Source organism: Nonomuraea solani (assembly GCF_900108335.1).
Taxonomy (GTDB): domain Bacteria; phylum Actinomycetota; class Actinomycetes; order Streptosporangiales; family Streptosporangiaceae; genus Nonomuraea; species Nonomuraea solani.
In genome coordinates this window covers 113,582-130,309 of the sequence record NZ_FNVT01000018.1, presented here as the reverse complement: position 1 = coordinate 130,309, position 16,728 = coordinate 113,582, and the positions used below count along the sequence as shown (strand labels likewise).

17 protein-coding genes are annotated in these 16,728 nt (G+C 70.3%); 6 read left to right on the top strand and 11 right to left on the bottom strand.

Translation table 11 applies throughout. From position 1 onward, the window contains the following. Positions 1 to 383 precede the first annotated feature (383 nt). Positions 384 to 950, bottom strand: a complete 567-nt coding sequence (locus C4V41_RS44430) for a dihydrofolate reductase family protein (protein ID WP_103962068.1) — start codon at positions 948 to 950, stop codon at positions 384 to 386. A 202-nt stretch (positions 951 to 1,152) separates the two neighbouring features. Between C4V41_RS44430 and C4V41_RS44425 the strand changes: the two genes are divergently transcribed. After that, positions 1,153 to 1,557: a hypothetical protein gene (locus C4V41_RS44425; protein WP_103962067.1), complete on the top strand. Its 405-nt coding sequence runs from the start codon at positions 1,153 to 1,155 to the stop codon at positions 1,555 to 1,557. Between the two features lie 456 nt (positions 1,558 to 2,013). Here the strand turns inward: C4V41_RS44425 and C4V41_RS44415 are convergent, their stop codons facing one another. Then, positions 2,014 to 2,574: a hypothetical protein gene (locus C4V41_RS44415; RefSeq protein ID WP_103962066.1), complete on the bottom strand. Its 561-nt coding sequence runs from the start codon at positions 2,572 to 2,574 to the stop codon at positions 2,014 to 2,016. Between the two features lie 140 nt (positions 2,575 to 2,714). On the opposite strand from C4V41_RS44415, the gene C4V41_RS44410 reads away from it, so the two are divergent. Continuing rightward, complete coding sequence (locus C4V41_RS44410; RefSeq protein WP_103962065.1) at positions 2,715 to 3,323, top strand: TetR/AcrR family transcriptional regulator; 609 nt, start codon at positions 2,715 to 2,717, stop codon at positions 3,321 to 3,323. A gap of 5 nt (positions 3,324 to 3,328) precedes the next feature. Here C4V41_RS44410 and C4V41_RS44405 read toward each other — a convergent pair whose 3' ends face one another. Continuing rightward, a complete protein-coding gene (locus tag C4V41_RS44405; protein WP_103962064.1) occupies positions 3,329 to 3,853 on the bottom strand; it encodes a hypothetical protein in 525 nt (174 codons plus the stop codon). 350 nt (positions 3,854 to 4,203) lie between these two features. Here C4V41_RS44405 and C4V41_RS44400 point away from each other — a divergent pair, with 350 nt between their 5' ends. Next, complete coding sequence (locus C4V41_RS44400; RefSeq protein ID WP_103962063.1) at positions 4,204 to 5,754, top strand: RtcB family protein; 1,551 nt, start codon at positions 4,204 to 4,206, stop codon at positions 5,752 to 5,754. Between the two features lie 5 nt (positions 5,755 to 5,759). Here the strand turns inward: C4V41_RS44400 and C4V41_RS44395 are convergent, their stop codons facing one another. Further along, complete coding sequence (locus tag C4V41_RS44395) at positions 5,760 to 6,422, bottom strand: uridine kinase family protein (protein WP_200824647.1); 663 nt, start codon at positions 6,420 to 6,422, stop codon at positions 5,760 to 5,762. 21 nt (positions 6,423 to 6,443) lie between these two features. After that, positions 6,444 to 7,097: a hypothetical protein gene (locus C4V41_RS44390; protein ID WP_146104018.1), complete on the bottom strand. Its 654-nt coding sequence runs from the start codon at positions 7,095 to 7,097 to the stop codon at positions 6,444 to 6,446. Between the two features lie 115 nt (positions 7,098 to 7,212). On the opposite strand from C4V41_RS44390, the gene C4V41_RS44385 reads away from it, so the two are divergent. The 3 genes from C4V41_RS44385 to C4V41_RS44375 all read left to right on the top strand — a co-directional run bounded on the left by C4V41_RS44385 (position 7,213) and on the right by C4V41_RS44375 (position 9,086). Then, entirely contained in the window at positions 7,213 to 7,695 is a 483-nt protein-coding gene (locus C4V41_RS44385) for a peptidase inhibitor family I36 protein (protein WP_160150599.1), read from the top strand. A 43-nt stretch (positions 7,696 to 7,738) separates the two neighbouring features. Next, the gene (locus C4V41_RS44380) at positions 7,739 to 8,677 is read left to right on the top strand and encodes a hypothetical protein (protein ID WP_146104017.1); all 939 of its coding nucleotides are present in this window, start codon (positions 7,739 to 7,741) and stop codon (positions 8,675 to 8,677) included. A 109-nt stretch (positions 8,678 to 8,786) separates the two neighbouring features. After that, positions 8,787 to 9,086 carry a hypothetical protein gene (locus tag C4V41_RS44375; protein WP_146104016.1) on the top strand — a complete coding sequence of 100 codons (300 nt, stop codon included), beginning with the start codon at positions 8,787 to 8,789 and terminating at the stop codon, positions 9,084 to 9,086. Positions 9,087 to 9,140: 54 nt separating this feature from the next. On the opposite strand, the gene rox is transcribed toward C4V41_RS44375, so the two are convergent. From rox to C4V41_RS44350, 6 genes are all read right to left on the bottom strand, one after another. Next, on the bottom strand, positions 9,141 to 10,571 hold the full coding sequence (rox, locus tag C4V41_RS44370; protein ID WP_103962058.1) for a rifampin monooxygenase: 1,431 nt from the start codon (positions 10,569 to 10,571) through the stop codon (positions 9,141 to 9,143). Between the two features lie 162 nt (positions 10,572 to 10,733). Continuing rightward, positions 10,734 to 11,579 carry an SAM-dependent methyltransferase gene (locus C4V41_RS44365; protein WP_103962057.1) on the bottom strand — a complete coding sequence of 282 codons (846 nt, stop codon included), beginning with the start codon at positions 11,577 to 11,579 and terminating at the stop codon, positions 10,734 to 10,736. A gap of 79 nt (positions 11,580 to 11,658) precedes the next feature. Beyond that, complete coding sequence (locus C4V41_RS44360) at positions 11,659 to 14,451, bottom strand: AfsR/SARP family transcriptional regulator (protein ID WP_103962056.1); 2,793 nt, start codon at positions 14,449 to 14,451, stop codon at positions 11,659 to 11,661. Positions 14,452 to 14,577: 126 nt separating this feature from the next. Continuing rightward, positions 14,578 to 14,790: a hypothetical protein gene (locus tag C4V41_RS62325; protein WP_160150598.1), complete on the bottom strand. Its 213-nt coding sequence runs from the start codon at positions 14,788 to 14,790 to the stop codon at positions 14,578 to 14,580. Between the two features lie 77 nt (positions 14,791 to 14,867). After that, a complete protein-coding gene (locus C4V41_RS44355; RefSeq protein WP_103962055.1) occupies positions 14,868 to 15,647 on the bottom strand; it encodes a maleylpyruvate isomerase family mycothiol-dependent enzyme in 780 nt (259 codons plus the stop codon). A gap of 168 nt (positions 15,648 to 15,815) precedes the next feature. Next, complete coding sequence (locus C4V41_RS44350) at positions 15,816 to 16,676, bottom strand: aminoglycoside phosphotransferase family protein (protein ID WP_103962054.1); 861 nt, start codon at positions 16,674 to 16,676, stop codon at positions 15,816 to 15,818. Between the last annotated feature and the right edge of the window lie 52 nt (positions 16,677 to 16,728).

The following is a 16,728-nucleotide window of genomic DNA, read 5'->3' as shown; positions in this document are numbered from 1 at the left end:
CGCCCCAAGAGCGTTCACGGCCCCCACTCCCGCGCCGGCTCGCTCCGGCCCGCCCAGGTGACGGTCGGCACGGCGTACAGGTCATGACCAGCAGCGTCGCCACCACGACCACCCGCTGGAGCAGGCGCCGGTTGAGCCAGGGTCCCAGGATGGCGGCAGCGATCATGCAGGCGAGCTGGGGCAGCGTCCACCAGGCGGCGCCGCCGCTCCAGGCCGTTGACGCGGAAGTCCAGGTCGAGATACGGCCCACAGCCGGCCCCGCGTACCGCCAATCGGCCCAGGCGGAGAAGACCTCGACCGGTGGGGCGGCGTACACGTGCTCGGTCACGAAGCTTGATCACGGGCCTCAAGCTGTCCGTCCGCCGCCCCTTGTTGTGATGACTTCAGGAAGTGAGCCGGTAATGCGACACCACGACCTGGCCGTCGAGTACACGCGAGCCGGCGAGCCGCAGCTTGTGGCGCTGCTCCGGCGCCTGGAACAGCGGCCTGCCGCCGCCGAGCACCACCGGGTGTACGGCGATGTGGTATTCGTCGATGAGCCCCAGCCCGGTCAGCGCCGCCGCCAGCGCGGAGCCGCCGGTGAGGAGCATGTCCCGGCCGCCCGGCCGCGCCTTGAGGGCGGCGACCTCCTCGGCCAGGTTGTCCTTGATGACGCGGCTGGTCCACTCGTCGCCCGGGTACGTGCGGGAGAAGACGATCTTCGGTGTGGCACGCCAGAAGGGCGCGAAGGCGGTGACGTGCGGGTCGTCCGACATCGACTCGGCGTTCGGCCAGAACGCCACCATCATCTGCCACACCGGACGTCCGAACAGCAGGGTGTCGACCCTCTTGTCCAGACCGTCTGAGTACGCGGACAGCTCCGGCCCCATCGTCGGCCAGTCGAACTCCCCGTTGGGCCCGTCGATGAACCCGTCCACCGAGGCGTGGACCCAGTAGATGATCTTGCTCATGAGTTACCCCTTTTGTCTGTGCGGTCGGTCGTAGGTAGGTCGGAGCCGGCAGCCGGTTCTTGACAGGCTGCGGCAACCAGACTCGGCATGGCTGGGGCATCCGTACAGGCCACTACTTGACTCTGGACCCAAGTCCAGAGTCTACGGTTCAAGTGACGGCTCGACACGAGCGCCGACAACCCATCGAAAGGGAGCCCCCCCCATGGACGTCCCACCCGCTTCCACACCGATCGTCTGCGACATGACCACCGCCCCCGACACCGCCCACCAGCGCCTGGACGAGTACCGGCACCTGTTCGACCGCCATCTGCTCAGCCGCGAGAAGACCGGCGAGGGCATCCGCTTCCGGCTGCGCGCCGAGCCGGGCGTGGCGGCGTGGGTACGGGACCTGGCCGCACGGGAGAAGGCCTGCTGCGCCTTCTTCGCCTTCGACATCACCATCGAGGGCGACCAGGTGGTCTGGGACTGCGCTGTCAGCGACAACGACACCGCCCGCGCCATCTTGGAGGAGTACTACCTGCTGCCCGACGCCGCTCCGGGGTTGGAGAGCCGCCTGGCCGCCAAGGGCCTGAACTTCATCGAACCCCGCCACTACACGGACGCCTGACCCCAAGGCCCAGGTTGGCCGTCGAGATGAAGGCCGAAACACCACCGCCGCCGCGATGCCGGGGACGCATCAGGGCGGCGGTCGTGCGTGACGTTACGAGCTGTCAGCGCCCTGTTTCGTGGACCAGAGGGGACGGGTGCCGTCGTTCTGGACCTCCAGCCGGGCGCCCGGCTGGAGATCTCGGAGCTCCACGGTGGCATGGCGCCCTTGTAGCCGCGTCGAGATCGCCGGTCACCGCCTCGCGCGCGCCCGGCACCTGACGCGCCGCCCGCAACGCCGCCGCACCGCGCAGCAGCGCGTTGGTCGGCATGCAGGCCCAGAAGGAGCGTTCCCCGCCGACGAGCTCGCGCTCGACGACGGCGGCGCTGAGCCCGCCCCGGCACCACCCGGTCGGCGACGTTCTCCCCGACCGGGCCGGCCTCGATGACGACGACGCCGTACGTGCTGCGGCCCATGTCAGTTCCCCTTCGCGGCGCGGCCCAGGCGGAAGGCCGAGATGAGGAAGAAGATGCCGCCGGGGATGGCGTAACCGGCCGCGTTGAACAGCGTCGGGCTGTCCGCGGAGGCGCCGAGGATGAACGAGGCACCGGCGAGTACGGAGATGCCGCCGCTGACGATCATCGGCCACTGGCCGCCCATCTCGCGGCGGGTGACGCCCACGATGAGCTGGACCAGCCCGGCCACGACCGCCCAGGCGCCCCACACACGCAGCACCGCCGGGATGCCGGACGTGCAGGCGAGGGCCACGCCGACGGCGGTGATCAGGCTGACCGCGATGTTCACGTACAGCAGGGCGGGTGATCCGGTGGTACGGGACGCGCGGGCGTCGACGACGGCGGCGGCGACGTCGAACAGCGGGTAGAGCACGAGCAGCGTGACCGCGAGCGGGCCCAGGGTCGAGGCGGTCGTGAACATCACGAGGGCCCAGACGATGGCGAACGCGAACCGGACGAAGTACAGCCGCCGCAGCGCGGACGCGGTCCCGGAGATGCCGGGCGAAGCAGCGATGGTGCTCATGATGATCCTTACAGGGTCGAGAGTTCTGCCAGGGCACCGCCTCTGGCGCCTTGGTAGACCGAACGTTCTGTCTTGACAGAGCATGGCCAGCTACGGCGCGGTCTGTCAAGACCGAACGTTCTACCTACTAGGATGGCGGCATGCCCAGCCCATCCGAAGGCCGTCCGTCCGAAGCGCGGTCCCGGCTGCTCGACACGGCCACCCGGCTCTTCTACACGGAGGGCATCCACGCCGTCGGCATCGACCGCATCGTCGCCGAAGCGCAGGTGACGCGGGCGACCCTCTACCGGCACTTCCCCGGCAAGGAAGACCTCGTCCTCGCCTACCTGAACGAGGTCGACCAAGCCATGCGGGGCCAGGCCGACGAGGCCATCGCCGCCCGTCTACCGGCCGACGGCACCATCCGGGCCCTCAGCGCGTCCATCGCCCAGGGCATCCGGTCCACCGGCTTCCGGGGATGCGCCTTCCTCAACGCCGCCGCCGAATATCCCGACCCCGAGTCCCCGGTGCACAAGGCCGTGCTCGCCCACCGCCAATGGTTCCTGGAAACCGTCACGGAACTGCTGGCCAAGATCCAGGAGACCGGCGCCGAGCCGGCGGCCCGCCACTTCGTGATGATGCGCGACGGCGCCATGGCCGCCGGCTGCCTGTTCGACCCGGTGCTGATCTGCGAGACCTTCCTGCGCGGAGTCGAGAGGCTCCTGCAGGTCTATGCCGTCACCGACTACAGCGAGCCGGCGGGCGCCTGAGATTCTCAGAGCTTGCGGATTGATACGGCGTTGTCGCCGACCCCGCCGCCTCGGGCGTACACGCACAGATAGGTCTGTACGACGGCGACGACCGTCCACCCGGGCGGCGCCGACTGGACGCCGCAGATGATGAGGGTGCGGCCGGAGGGCAGGCCGTTGATGTTGGTGAGGGCCTGCTGGTTATTGAGGACGCCGTTGGGGGTTTTGCTGATTTCACAGTTGATGGAATAGGACAGCGCCGTGGCATAGAACCCGGCCGGAGGCGGAGGCGTGATGCAGGTGGTCACCGTTCCGCCGGAGGCGGTGTCGCTGATGACCTTGACGGTTTTCGCGTTGTAGTAGATGGTGCCGGGCTGGCCACACTGGTACCAGTCGAAGTAGGCCGTCGGCATCGATCCGGTGGGGATGGGGGCGTTCGCGCAGACGTTCGAGCTGGGGCCGAGCACCTGTGCCGATGCTCCTGCCGGAGAGAGGGAAAGGCACATGACGGTGGCCGCCGCGACGATGATGGCGGTCAGCAGTCTTTTCATCGGCGCTCCTGTCGCATCGATGTTGAGGGGAACATCACGACTCATCATTACTGAGCATCTGCCTCCGAGAAATGCGAGCTGTCGCGCAAATGTGCGAGTGGCATTCTTTGACACACATATTGCGCGTCTCTGCGAAAGCTGCGATACTTCCCGCCGCCGCAAATAGGATATGAGTCTCGCCTCTAAAAGGAGGTGGGCCGGCGCACCTGGTAAATCCGTGGCGGGGACGGAACGTGCCGCACTACGGTTGGTCACGTCTTCACCTCGCGGCTGCTGACCCACGAGGCCTGCGGCGACGGCTCATTCCGTCGCCTTCTGTGGCGCGCTCTCAACAGCGCCACCCTCTCGCCATGCGTTTCAGCAGCCCGAAGGACTTCACCAACATGCGTACCCGTCAGGATCACCGTCTCGTCCGCCGTGACGAGCAGTGGCTCACTCTCCCGAACCCCTGGAACGTCCCCGTCGACATCTGCGCCGACGAACGGGTCCCCCTCGAACCGGCGGCCGTCGACGAAGTGCTGTCGGTCCTGGAGACCGCCGACACCCTCGTCCGCCTCGCGAAGGCCGTACCCGGTCATGACGGCCCGCCGCCCCGCCTGACCCGTCTCGTTCTCACCCCCGACTTCCACAAGGGAGCGGGCATCCCGATCGGCACCGTCATCGAGACCGAGGGCGCGCTGCTCCCGCAGGCGGTCGGCAACGACATCAACTGCGGCATGCGGCTGGAGGTCACCTCGCTCACCGTGGAGCAGGTACGGCCGCGCCTGGACGCCCTGGAACGGCGGCTGCGGCACCTGTTCTTCGAGGGCGGCCGCCGCATCGCCCTCACCCCGGCCCAGCGGGAGGCCCTCCTGCGCGACGGGCTCCCGGGGCTGTTGCTCACCGGGGACGCTCCCTGGCAGGGTCACCAGCCGGCCGACGCCGAGGACTGCCTGGATCGCATGCACGCTCCGGCGCACCCGACCGGCACCGCCGAGGCGTTCGCCGACTGGATCACCAGCGCCGGCGGGAGCGCGGGAGCCAGTCACGACAGCCTCATCGGCAGCATCGGCGGCGGCAACCATTTCGCGGAGCTGCAGTACGTGGCACGGGTCCACGACCCCGCCGCCGCGTACGCGTGGGGCCTGGCAGAGGGCGCGGTCGTGCTGATGGTGCACAGCGGTTCGCTGTCGCTGGGGCACCAGGCCAACGCCACCGCGCTGGATCGGCTGCGTCAGACCTGGCCGACGGGGCTGCCGCGGCCCCGCAACCAGATCCTGCCGTTCCTGCTGGACGAGCGTACGGCCGCCGCCCGGCGCCGCTACCTGGACGCGTTCGGCAACGCCGCCAACTTCGCCGCGGGCAACCGGTTCTTCCTCGCCCTCACCATGCGGGCCGGGCTCGCCGCCGAATGCGGTCGGATGGCGGCGCGGCTGGTCTATGACGCGCCGCACAACCTGTTCTGGCAGGAGGGGGACCGTGTCGTCCACCGCAAAGGCGCGACGCCCGCGGGTGGTCACGAACAGATGAGCGGTGGCCCGTACGCGATGTGGGGCGAGCCCGTGATCGTGCCCGGGTCGATGGGAGCCTCCAGCTACCTGCTGCGCGGTCACGGCAACGCCCGCACGCTGGCCAGCGCCTGCCACGGCGCCGGACGGCGCGTCCCGCGTGGTGCCACCGCCCGGGCCGGCGACCGTGACCTCGACGCGTTCCTGCGGGATTTCCGCGTGGTCACGCCGCTGGACCACCGCGATCCGACCGTGGCACGCCGCGCGGACGTCATGGCGGCCTGGCGGCGAGACCTCAAGCAGGAGGCTCCGTGGGCGTACAAGGACATCGGGCCCGTGGTGTCGAGCCTGCACGCGGGCGGGGTGGCGGACCCGGTGGCCGAGCTGCGCCCGCTCCTCACCGTCAAAGGCTGACGGGGTCAGGTGGCTCGCGACGGGGGAGGGGCGGTCAGTAGTTGGCGGGCGGGGTCGTAGCGGACCGCCGGCGTTCCGGCGACGACGAGGTTCGCCCGCTCCCACGGCCGGTGATCGGCCATGAAGGGGATCTCCTGCCGCATCCATTCGTCCCAGAAGTCGCGTGCGGCCTGAGTGCCGCCTTCACGGGCCATGCAGCGGCGCTCGGCCTGGGCGAGGTCTGCCTGTACCCAGACGACGGCGTCGAGCAGGGGCACCAGCTCACGGCGGGCCGCGCCGGTGCCTTCCACGATGACCGTGTGCCGGCCGGCGGGCACGTCGATGGCTCCGGCGCGGCCTCGCCGCGCCCAGGCGGCCGGTCGGCAGGACACGGTCTCGCCGCGGCGCAGCGGTTCGAGGACGCCCTCGACGAGCACGTCGGTCCAGCCGAAGAACGAGTGGTGCCAGGCCACGTCGTCGGTGTGCACCACGGCGGCGTGCGGCATGGCGCCGGCCAGCGTCGCCGCGATGGTCGTCTTGCCGGAGCCACCGGCACCGTCGATCGCCACGATCCGCGGGCGGCCCACCGGGTCGCCCGCGGCGTCGACCAGGATCCGGATCACGTCGTCGATCGCCGTCACCTGCCAGGGACCGGCTGCCGGTTCACCGGGGTAGAGGGTGGGGTCCATGTGCTCCCATGAGTCCGGCCATCAGCAGGAGGCCACGTGGCAGATCTTGGCCAGCATCTTCTCGGTGTCTCGCCGGTCTTTGGCGAAGGGCTTCTTCTGCCGCGGTCCACCGTAGTAGATGATCGCGTTGGCCCGGCGGACGATCACGTAGGCGTCCTGTTGCTCGTCGTCGTCGGTGTTGTAGCCCGTCACCGCCCAGGCTTGGTCGCCCAGGGAACTGGGGTAGAGCTTGCGGCGGAAGACGCCCATCGGCTCGGCCTTCCCGCCCTTGCGCGCGCAGCGGGTGGCCGCGGCCTTCCAGTCGGACATGACCTTCTTGGCGATCTTCGTGGAGCGGTAGACGATCACCTGCTCCTGCGTTCCGTAGTACTCCTGGATGCTGAAGGTCACCGACCGGACGGCTTCGCGGCCGCTCAGCCCGATGCCGGTGCTCCGGCCCGTGCCGACCGCGACGGTGGAGCAGGGGTCGGCCCGGAGCGGCTGGCCGGCTCTGTCGTCGTAGAGCCAGCTCTCCTCATGGTCGTGAATGTCATCAGGGTCGTCACGTGCCATGTCCGCGCGGGCCGTGCGCTCGTAGAGCAGGAAGTTCTCCGGCAACTTCGTGGCCGCCTGTACGGGCAGGGCGGGCGTCAGGCAAACGCCGACGAGTCCAACTAACGCGATCTTCTGCAACATGACCGCTGAGAGTAACGGACCGCCGTGTACTGGCAGGGCGGCTCAACACGCGCTCAACAGAGGCTCAACATCGGCCTGCCTATCTTCCTGTTCACCACACGAAGAGGGAGACGAAATGCGTTTCAGGAGAATGGCCGCCATCGTCATCGGCGCCGGTGTCATCGCCGGCGGCGCGCTCCCGGCCCAGGCGGCCTCAAGCAGCAGCGCCCGGATCGACGCCTACATGGCCGCGTTCCCCGGCGGGACGAAGATCGGCACCAACGAGATCTCCTGGCAGGGCGGCGACGTCCGCGTGGTGATGGCGGCCACCGCCAAGTCCTGCCCGGCCGGCTACTACTGCGTCTACGAGCACCAGTACTGGCGCGGCGCGATGGGCGCGTGGCGGGCCTCCGCCAAGAACTGCAAGAAGTTCGACTTCACCGCCTACTGGCGGGACAAGGTCTCCTCGTTCTGGGCGCGCGGCGGCTGCGAGACCGCCACCTACTTCCTGAAGAACAAGAAGAAGTGGCAACCGGACCAGTTCGAGCCGTTCGAGGGCAAGAAGGCCTGGGTCCGATTCAACGACAGCTACGACTACGCCGCCCGCGGCTACCTGTAAGCCGTGCTGGAACGTCTGAGGTTGTTCGTTCGTCATCCGGAATGTGACGAGCTCTTCAGACTTGGACGAGCGGCTGCGTACGGCGGCCGCTCGGATGCACCGGGCCGACCACCTGCGGCGCTGGCATACGGCCGCCGCGGAGCAGGTCCAGCAGGCCCGCCATACCCTGGCCGACCTGGAGAAGGACCTGTCCAAAGAGGAGGCTGACGTCGCCCGCCTGGAAGGTGGAATGAAGGCTTTCCTGGCTCGCCTGGTGAGCCAGCGCGAGGTGCTGCTGGACCGCGAGCGTGCCGAAGCCGACATCGCCAGGCAGCGGCTCGACGGCCACCGGGCCCGGCTGGCCCAGATCGAGGCGGACGAGCAGGCGATCGAGGCCGAACTCGCGGCGCTCGCGACGGCCTCGGAGGATTACGCGAAGCTGCTGGCCCAGAAGGAGCGGCAGCTCCTCACCAGTGGTGACGCCCGCGCCAGTGAGCTGATGGACCTCGGCGCCGCTCTCGACCGCGCCTCGGCGGAGCAGCGCGAGCACACGGAGGCCTACCAGGCCGGGCAGGCCGCGCTCCAGGCGCTGGCCCAGGTGCTCGACCATCTCGGCGCGGCAAAGGGCGCCTCCACCTGGGACCTCTTGGGCGGCGGCTTCGTCGCCGACGCCATCGAGCACAACCGGCTGCGCTCCGCCGACGAGGCCGCCTGGCACGCCCAGCGGGCCCTGGACGTCTTCTCCCGCGAACTCGCCGACGTCGGCGTCACCGCGCGAGTCCGTCTGCCCGAAGTGGACACGCGGTGGTTCGTCGACACGTTCTTCGACAACATCATCACCGATGTGGTGAAGCATCAGCGCATCGAGAAGACCCGCGCCGAGGTCGAGCGGACGGCGCGATGGGTTCAGGACGTGGGAACGCACCTGCGGCACCGCGACGCCGAGCTGTCCAGAGAACGAGCGCGACTGCTGGCCGAGCGGGAGGAGCTGCTGCGCGGCTGAGGCGTCCGAGCGAGGAGAGCAGGCCGCGGCCTTGACGACTCAGGGAGCATTCGTCATCTTTTAAGAAGCTTTCCTAAAAAGCCTGCCCGCTGGAGGACAGCGAATGCGCATGAGAAAGCCCGCGGCCCTGGCCGCCACCGCCCTCCTCGTCGCCACCATCGTCGGCACCGCCTCTCCCGCCCACGCCTATCCCACCGACTGCACCACCGGCCGGGACGGCACCAAGACCGTCTGGGTCCACTGTGCCGGCGGCACCGGGCAATACGCCGTGAGCATCTACGTCATCCACCCCAACCCCACCGTCGGCTCCTGGCCCGAGTACGGCCCCTGCGTCTACCCCGGGCAGCGCTCGGAGTACACCCCGTACCACAACATCCCCTTCCTCGGCCCGGGCATCGCCTACTGCTGAGCACCCCGGCTGCCCGCGGCCGTCTCGTCCGCGGCGCGGGCAGCCTTCCGATGGTCAGTCGCTACCGGCCGTTTCGCCGAACCAGCGGGAGAGGTGGCCGTCCAGGTCCCGCTGATCGTCGCCGATCCAGGCGACGTGGCCGTCGGGGCGTAGCAGGACGCACGGCACGTCCAGTCCCGCGGTGGGATCCGCGAGGTGGTCGACCCGGTCCGACCAGCCGCCGGCGGTCAGGTGTTCGGTACGGTCCAGCAGTAGGCCCCGGCCGCGATGCAGCAGATCGTAGAGGCGGCCCTGTTTCACGTCGATGTCGCGCAGACGGCGGCCGAGCAGGTCGGGGCCTTCCCCGAAGTCATAGCGGACGCCGATCGCGGTGATCTTCTCGATCAGAAAGCGGTTCACCTCGTCGAAGTCCATCAGTTCGGTGAGCAGCCTGCGCACGGCCCGCGGCCCCGGTCCGGCGGACGACAGTTCCGTCTGGGCGCGGGTGTTGTCCAGCACGTCCTCGGCGACCGGCCGGCGTTCGGCCTGGTAGGTGTCCAGCAATGTCTCCGGCGCCCAGCCGCGGATCTGCGCGGCCAGTTTCCAGCCGAGGTTGAACGCGTCCTGAACGCCCAGGTTGAGGCCCTGCCCGCCGAGGGGCGGATGAACGTGTGCCGCGTCGCCGGCCAGCAGCACCCGCCCCACCCGATAACGTTCGGCCAGCCGGGTGGCGTCCCCGAAGCGGGACAACCAGCGCGGAGAATGCACGCCGAAATCGGTTCCGGCGATGGCGCGCAATTGTTGCCGGAAATCCTCGAGGGTGGGCGGTTCCGCGCGATCGCCGACTCCCGCGGCGGGGACCAGAACGCTATAGACCTTTTCGCCGAAGGGCCGGAGCCAGAATCGCTGCCGGGTCTCGCCGATTTCGGCCACCTTGGCGGCGATCTCCTCCTGCGGCACGCCCACTTCCATCTCGCCCATCAGCGTCTCGGTCCGCGCGGGCTCGCCGGGGAAACCGACGCCGAGCAGTTTGCGCACCGTACTGCGCCCGCCGTCACAGCCGACGAGATAGCGCGAACGCAGCTGTTCCCCGTCGGCCAGCTCGACGGTCACACCCTCGTCGTCCTGCTCGAGACCGACGACCGCGCGACCGCGCCGGACCTGCGCACCCAGGTCGATCGCATGCTCTTCGAGCAGGCGCACGATGACCGGCTGCGGGATGCCCAGCAAATAGGCGTGCGCGGAATCCAGGCCCTTGGGCGCGGGTTTGGGGATGGCGGCGAAGAAACCGCCGGCCGGACGCCGTCTTCCGTGCGGGAGAATGCGATCGAGCAGTCCGCGCATGGCCATCAGTTCGAGACTGCGAATATGCAGCCCGACTATGCGGACGAACGACGCGGGCTCGGTCTCCTTCTCCAGAACGAGTACCCGCACATCGTGCAGCCGAAGTTCGGCGGCCAGCATCGCACCGGTCGGCCCGCACCCGGCAATGATCACGTCGTACATCGGTGTTGCCTTTCGGGAGTGCCTTGTCAGCGCGGCGCTCCCGGCGACACCTACGTCAATCGCCCGGCCATGACGGGAAGAGAGCACCCACATCGATACAGAGTCATGGGTCTCACCTCCTCGGGCGGTGTCACGGCCGACTGCAAGCTACAAGGCCGAGGATCATCCCGTCCAATCCTTTTCCGGCCGTCGGCCCACGCCGGCCAGGATGCCGCCCGTGCTCAGGTCGTACGAGCCGCCGGGGGAGGCGTCGGGCGTCCAGTCGGCCACCGGTACGACGCCAGGGCCGAGCAGTTCCAGGCCGTCGAAGAAGGGGACGATCTCGTCGTAGCCGCGCCGTGCCAGACCGCCCGAGGTCGTGCCGGAGTAGACCTGCTGACCGGCCGTGGCGGCGCCCTCCATGGCGTCGCCCGAGTACAGAAGGTGCGACAGCACCAGATACCCGCCGGGCCCGAGGCGCTCGCGGACGCGCGCGGCGATCCGGCCGGCCTCGGCGTCGTCGGGGATGAAGTGCAGCACCGCGACCAGCAGGACGGCGAACGGCTGGGAGAGGTCGAGGTGTTCGGTGACGCGGGGGTCGTCCAGGATGGCGTCGGGGTCCTTGAGGTCGCCCTCGATGGCCAGCACGTTCGGGTCCCTGGCCAGCAGCGCGCGGGCGTGGATCAGCACGATGGGGTCGTTGTCCACGTAGACGACGCGGGAGCCGGGGGCGAGCCGCTGGGCCACCTGGTGGACGTTGTCCTGGGTGGGCAGGCCCGCGCCGATGTCGATGAACTGGCGTATCCCGGCCTTGGCGAGCACGTGTACGGCGCGGCGGATGAACTCGCGGTTGGCCAGGGCGATCTCGCGGGCGTCGTTGCCCATCCGCCGGCCGATCTCGATCATCTTCTCGGCCGCCTCGCGATCGGCGGCGAAGTTGTCGCGGCCGCCGAGGTAGTAGTCGTACATGCGGGCGACGCTCGGCACATTCGGGTTGATCCCGGCAGGAACGCGGTCGGCCTCGACCATGTGACGACCTTTCTAGATGTGGATCTTCATCGCCGAGTTTAGGGGGCGATCATCGCCGTTGTGGTCCCTTCGCGGAACCTTACGGAGCCGTCAAGGCGGCGAGTCTGGCCTGGACGTGTTCCGTTTGCGCGGTGCGATGCTGGTCCTGGTAGATGGCCAGGGCCTGGCTCCAGACCCGGGCGGCCTCGGCGTCCCGGCGGAGGGCGTGGTAGGTGTCTCCGAGGTGGGAGAGCGTCTCGGCCTCCTGGCCGGCGTTGCCGTTCTCGCGCCGCAGCGCCAGGGCCCGCTGGTAGTGGTCGAGGGCTTCGGCGTACTCGCCGCCGTGGTGGGCGATGTAGCCGAGGCTGTCGAGGGTCGCCGCCTCGCCGACGCGGTCGCCGTGGCGGCGCTGCAGGACCAGGGCTTGCTCGCAGTTCCGCCGGGCGCCCGCGAAGTCGGTGAGCAGCGCCTGGTTCCAGCCCAGGGAGTTGAGCGCGTTGGCCTCCGCGACGGGGTCGTCGAGCTTCGCGTACAGGCGCAGCGCCTCCTCCAGATGGAACACCGCCCGCTCCGGCTCCTCCCGGTCCTCCCAGGCGATCGCGAGCGCGTGCTGGACGTGGGCCTGGCCGGCCAGGTCTCCGGAGTCCTCGTACCGGGTCAAAGCCTCGGCGAAGTGGGTGAGCGACTCCTCGTGGTGCCCCGCGCGGGCGCAGGCGCGGGCGAGCATCTGGTGGACCAGGGCGTGCGTGTCCGGATCGCTCACGTGCTCCACCGCGCGGGCCGCCGTACGCCAGGTCGAGACGGACGCCTGGAGCAGGTTGTGGCGCAGGTGGAAGGTGTCGAGCGTCCAGGCCAGTTGCCAGGCGGCGACGTCGAGCCCGTGCCCGGCGGCCAGCCGCTGCGTGGCGAGCAGGCAGGAGTGCTCGGCCCTGAACCAGCTCTGGGCCGCCGCCGCGTCCGGCAGGGCGTGCGGCGGGCAGCCGGGGGCCGCCGCTCCCAGCTCGATGACGACCCTGCGGTGCGGGGAGAGCAGCCGGTTGGCGTCGTGCGAGGTGTGCAGGTGGAAGTCCACCAGGCGGCGCACGGCCGCGCTACGGTCCTCCGCGCTCAGGTCGTGCTCCGCCCGCTCGATGGCGTACAGGCGTACGAGATCGTGCATCTGGTAACGGCCCGGAACGTGCTGCCACAGCAGATGGGCGGTCTCCAGCGACTGGAGCAGCGTGCGGGCCCGGGCCACCGGATGGCCGATGAGGCCGGCGGCGGCGGGCAGGCCGATGTCCGGGCCGGGCGCCAGGCCCAGATGGGCGAAGGCCCGCGCCGTCGCGGGGGCCAGCACCCGGTAGGAGGAGCCGAAGACCTCGCGCAGGTCGGTGCCGAGCTCGTCGGTGCGCAGCGCGTCCAGCCGGGTGGTCTCCGCCTGGAGCTCCTCGGCCAGCGCGGCGAGGGGCAGGCCGGCGTTGAAGATGGCCCGCGCGGCGATGACGCCCAGGGCGAGCGGCAGCCCGGCGCACGTCCTGATGATGTCGTCGGCCGCCGCGCGCTCGGCGTCGAGCCGATCACGGCCGAGGCGGCGGGCGAGCAGCCGGCCGGCCTGCTCGCCGGACAGCGGCGCCAGCCGCAGCAGATGGGCGCCCTCGGTCGCGATCAGGCCGGTGAGCGCGGTCCGGCCGGTCACCAGGGTGAGGGCTTCGGGGTACGGGGGCAGCAGCGGGCGGACCTGGTCCGGGTTGCGGGCGTTGTCCAGGAGGACGAGCACCCGCCGGCCGGCCAGCAGGCTCCGATAGAGCGCGATCTGCTCCTCGAAGGTGGCCGGCATCCGGTGGTGGGGGACCTGGAGGAGGCCCAGCAGGACGCGTACCGCCTCCTCCACCGGGAGGGGCGCCGAGACGGGGCTGAAACCGCGCAGGTCCACGTAGAGCTGGCCGTCGGGGAAACGGTCGCGTACGCGGTAGGCCCAGTGCACGGCGAGGGAGGTCTTCCCCACCCCGCCCGTGCCGCTGATCACGCAGGTCGTGGCGGCTCGTGACGGCTCCGCCTGCAGGATCCCGTCCAGCGTGGCCAGCTCGTCCTCGCGGCCGGTGAAATGCCTGATGTCGGCGGGGAGCCGGCAGCCCGCCGACCAGGGCGCGGGCTCACTCGCCGGCAGCGTGCCGGCCAGGACGGCGGCCTGCGTACGCTGGAGTTCCTCACCGGGTTCGAGCCCCAGTTGGTCGGCGAGCACCGAGCGGGCTCGCTGGAAGGTTTCGAGCGCCTTGTCCCGCTGCCCGGCTCGCGCGTGCGCCAGCATGAGCAGCCGCCAGGCGCGCTCGCGCAGCGGCTGGTCGGCGACGAAAAGGCCGAGGTCCTCGATGACCTCGGCGGGGACCTCACCGGGCCGGCCGAGCGCCAGCTTCGCCTCGGCCCAGTCCAGCCTGACCGCGGCCAGCCGCTCTTCCAGCTCGGCCACGCGGGCGATCATGGGGCCGGCGAGCGTGGTGCCCTCGGCGGGCGCTCCTCGCCACATCGCCAGGGCCCGCTCGAACCGGTCGACGGCCGTACGGAGGTCGCCCTCCTCGGCCGCGCCTCGCGCCGAGCGCGTCGCCTGCTCGAACTCCAGCAGATCGACCTCCTCGGCGCGTGCCTCGAGCAGATACGCCTTTCCCCGCGTGAGCAGCCGCGTCTCCGGAGGCAGCGCCTTGCGTAATTGGGCGATGTAGGTCTGGAGGTTGGCGACGGCCGACGGCGGAGGGCCTTCCCACAGCCCCTCCACCAGGCGTTCCCTGGACACGGGCGCGTTGACGTGGAGAAGCAGGCCGGCCAGCACCGCACGCTGCATCCCGGTCAGGCGAATCTGCTGGCCGTCGGGCCGGCACACGCGTACCGGGCCCAGGATGTGGAAAGTCGCGTCGACCAAGGCCCTGCTCCTCGCTCGTGGTGTCTGCGGCGATTGTTGCCCACGAGGCGTTTTATGGTCGAGAGATTGGAGCAGGAAGATCGAAAATACCGCGGGCCGGGGGTCGCCCGGCCCGCGGTGCCGGGTTTATCGGAGCCAGAGCTGGTAGTAGCCGGGGCCGTCAGTGCACTTGTACTCGTCGTAGTTCTCTCGCACGTACATCTGGCCCGCGTCGACGCAGGCCCGGTAGCTGCCGTAGCGGGAGTGGGGCTCCCAGGCGGCGGCCTGGGCGGGGACGGCGAGGCCGGCGAGGGCGAGGGCGGCGATGCCCGTGGTGATCAGGGTTGCTCGTACACGCATGTCACCAAGGCTAGGAACGGGCACTACACAGGTGCCACACGGCCGCCACACGGCCGGCCTCCTCGCGACAGCGTGAGTCAGCCCTCGGCGACCCAGTCCATGTGATCGATCCAGTGGTCGAGCAGCGCCCGATCCCCCCGCACCTCCAGCGCGGAAGCCGCACTCAGGGGGCGGCGCCTGCTGATCACGAGCAGGAGCTCGGCGGCCGGGCCGCTTACCACGACGTCCGCCTCGGCGTGCGTACGCTCCAGCACGACCCTGTCCGGTTCCCGGCGTGCCACCCACTCCCCGGGCGCGTCGGTCGCGTGGAAGCGCAGCGTCTGACCGTCACCGCGCATCGCGTCGGCGAAGCCCGGCCTGTTCTCCCAGTAGCCGCGGGAGGTCATCGTCTCCAGCCAGTCATCCAGGGCCGCGAGGGCGGGCTCCGGCGCCAGCTCGTACGGCACGCCGAGCGCCACGGCCGCGTCCGCGCGATGCACGCAAACCTCGCCGAGAAGCCGGCGTGACCAGAACGGCACGCCTGCGGCGGCGCCCGACGGATCCCACACCGGCGTGTCATCGGTGACCGACGCGAACGCCTGTCGCGCCTCGGCCGCGCAGTCGTTCAGCCAGGCGCGCCACTGGCCCGAATCGGCCGGACCCGGGACGTAGCCGGCGAACGCCCCGCTCGGCTCGGTCATCTGCTCGCCCACGAGCATGGTCACCATACGTTGCACCGCGCCGACGTGGTCGACGAGATCGGCCAGCGTCCACTTCGGACATGTCGGCACCGGGGCCGTCGCGTCCTTGCCGTGCACCCAATCGGCGAACGTGCTCGTCTGCTCGACGACCGCCGTTAAATATGCGGATGTGTCCATTGCTGCTCCTCCAAGTGCTTGGGGATCTTCCGTCGATGGTACGGGTGTGCCGGTGGTGAGGAACAGGACGATGACGGGCGGCGAGCCGGCCGCGACCGTTCGAGGGACCGCCCCACGATCACCGGAACGGTGCGGCCATCGAGCCGCTGCGGGTCGGGAGCGGGTGACTTAGGTGAGAAGCACCTGCTCCAGTACGTGATCGCCGATGGCCGCCATGCCGGGGGAGTCGGCCGAGTGGGCGGCCAGCGCCGTACCCATGGCGAGGGCCCAGCCCCGTGCGCGCTGCCAGGTCTCCTCGCCGGCCTCCACCTGTGACCGGAAGACCTCACGCGCCTCCTCGTCGAACACCAGCCACGCGGCGGCCAGGTCGGTGGCGGGATCACCGCTGGTGAGATCGCCGAAGTCCAGGACCGCCACCAGCCCCGCGTCATCGAGCAGGAGATTGCCCGGGTGGGGGTCGCCGTGAAGCCAGAGCGCGGGGCCCCGCCACGGCGGGACGGCGACCAGCTTCTCCCAGAGGGGCAACAGCTCGGCTGAGCGGGGGATCGACCGCAGACGTTGCCGTACGACGGTGTCGCGGGCGGTGAGCGGAACGCCGCGGACCGGGTTGCGCGGGGCGTCGGGTGGCGCCGGGCGGTGCAGGTCCGTCATGAAGGCCGCCAGCGGCACGGCGATGCCCGCCCGGCCGGGCGGTGCCACGTCGGCGGCCGTCCGGCCGTCGAACCAGGGCGCGATCGTCCACGGCCACGGGTAGCCCTCGCCGGGCTCGCCGATCCTGACGGGCACGGGCAGCGCGACGTCGACCTGCTTGGCCAGGATCGGCAGCCAGCGGTGCTCGTTGACGATGAGGTCGACGGCGAGCCGGCGGCGCGGCAGCCGTACGGACAGATCCGCCCCCAGTCGGTAGACGACGTTGTCCCAGCCGTTGGCGACGAGCGTGAGCGGGCCCGCCAGATCCGGGTGCTGGGCGCGGATCAGGCGGTCGACAAGCTCCTCATCGACGTCGACCTCCGCTTCCGGAGTGTTCATGCGATCCAGGTTCTCCTGATGTCGTGCCAGGCGTGTGTTGTCGTGCGGAAGG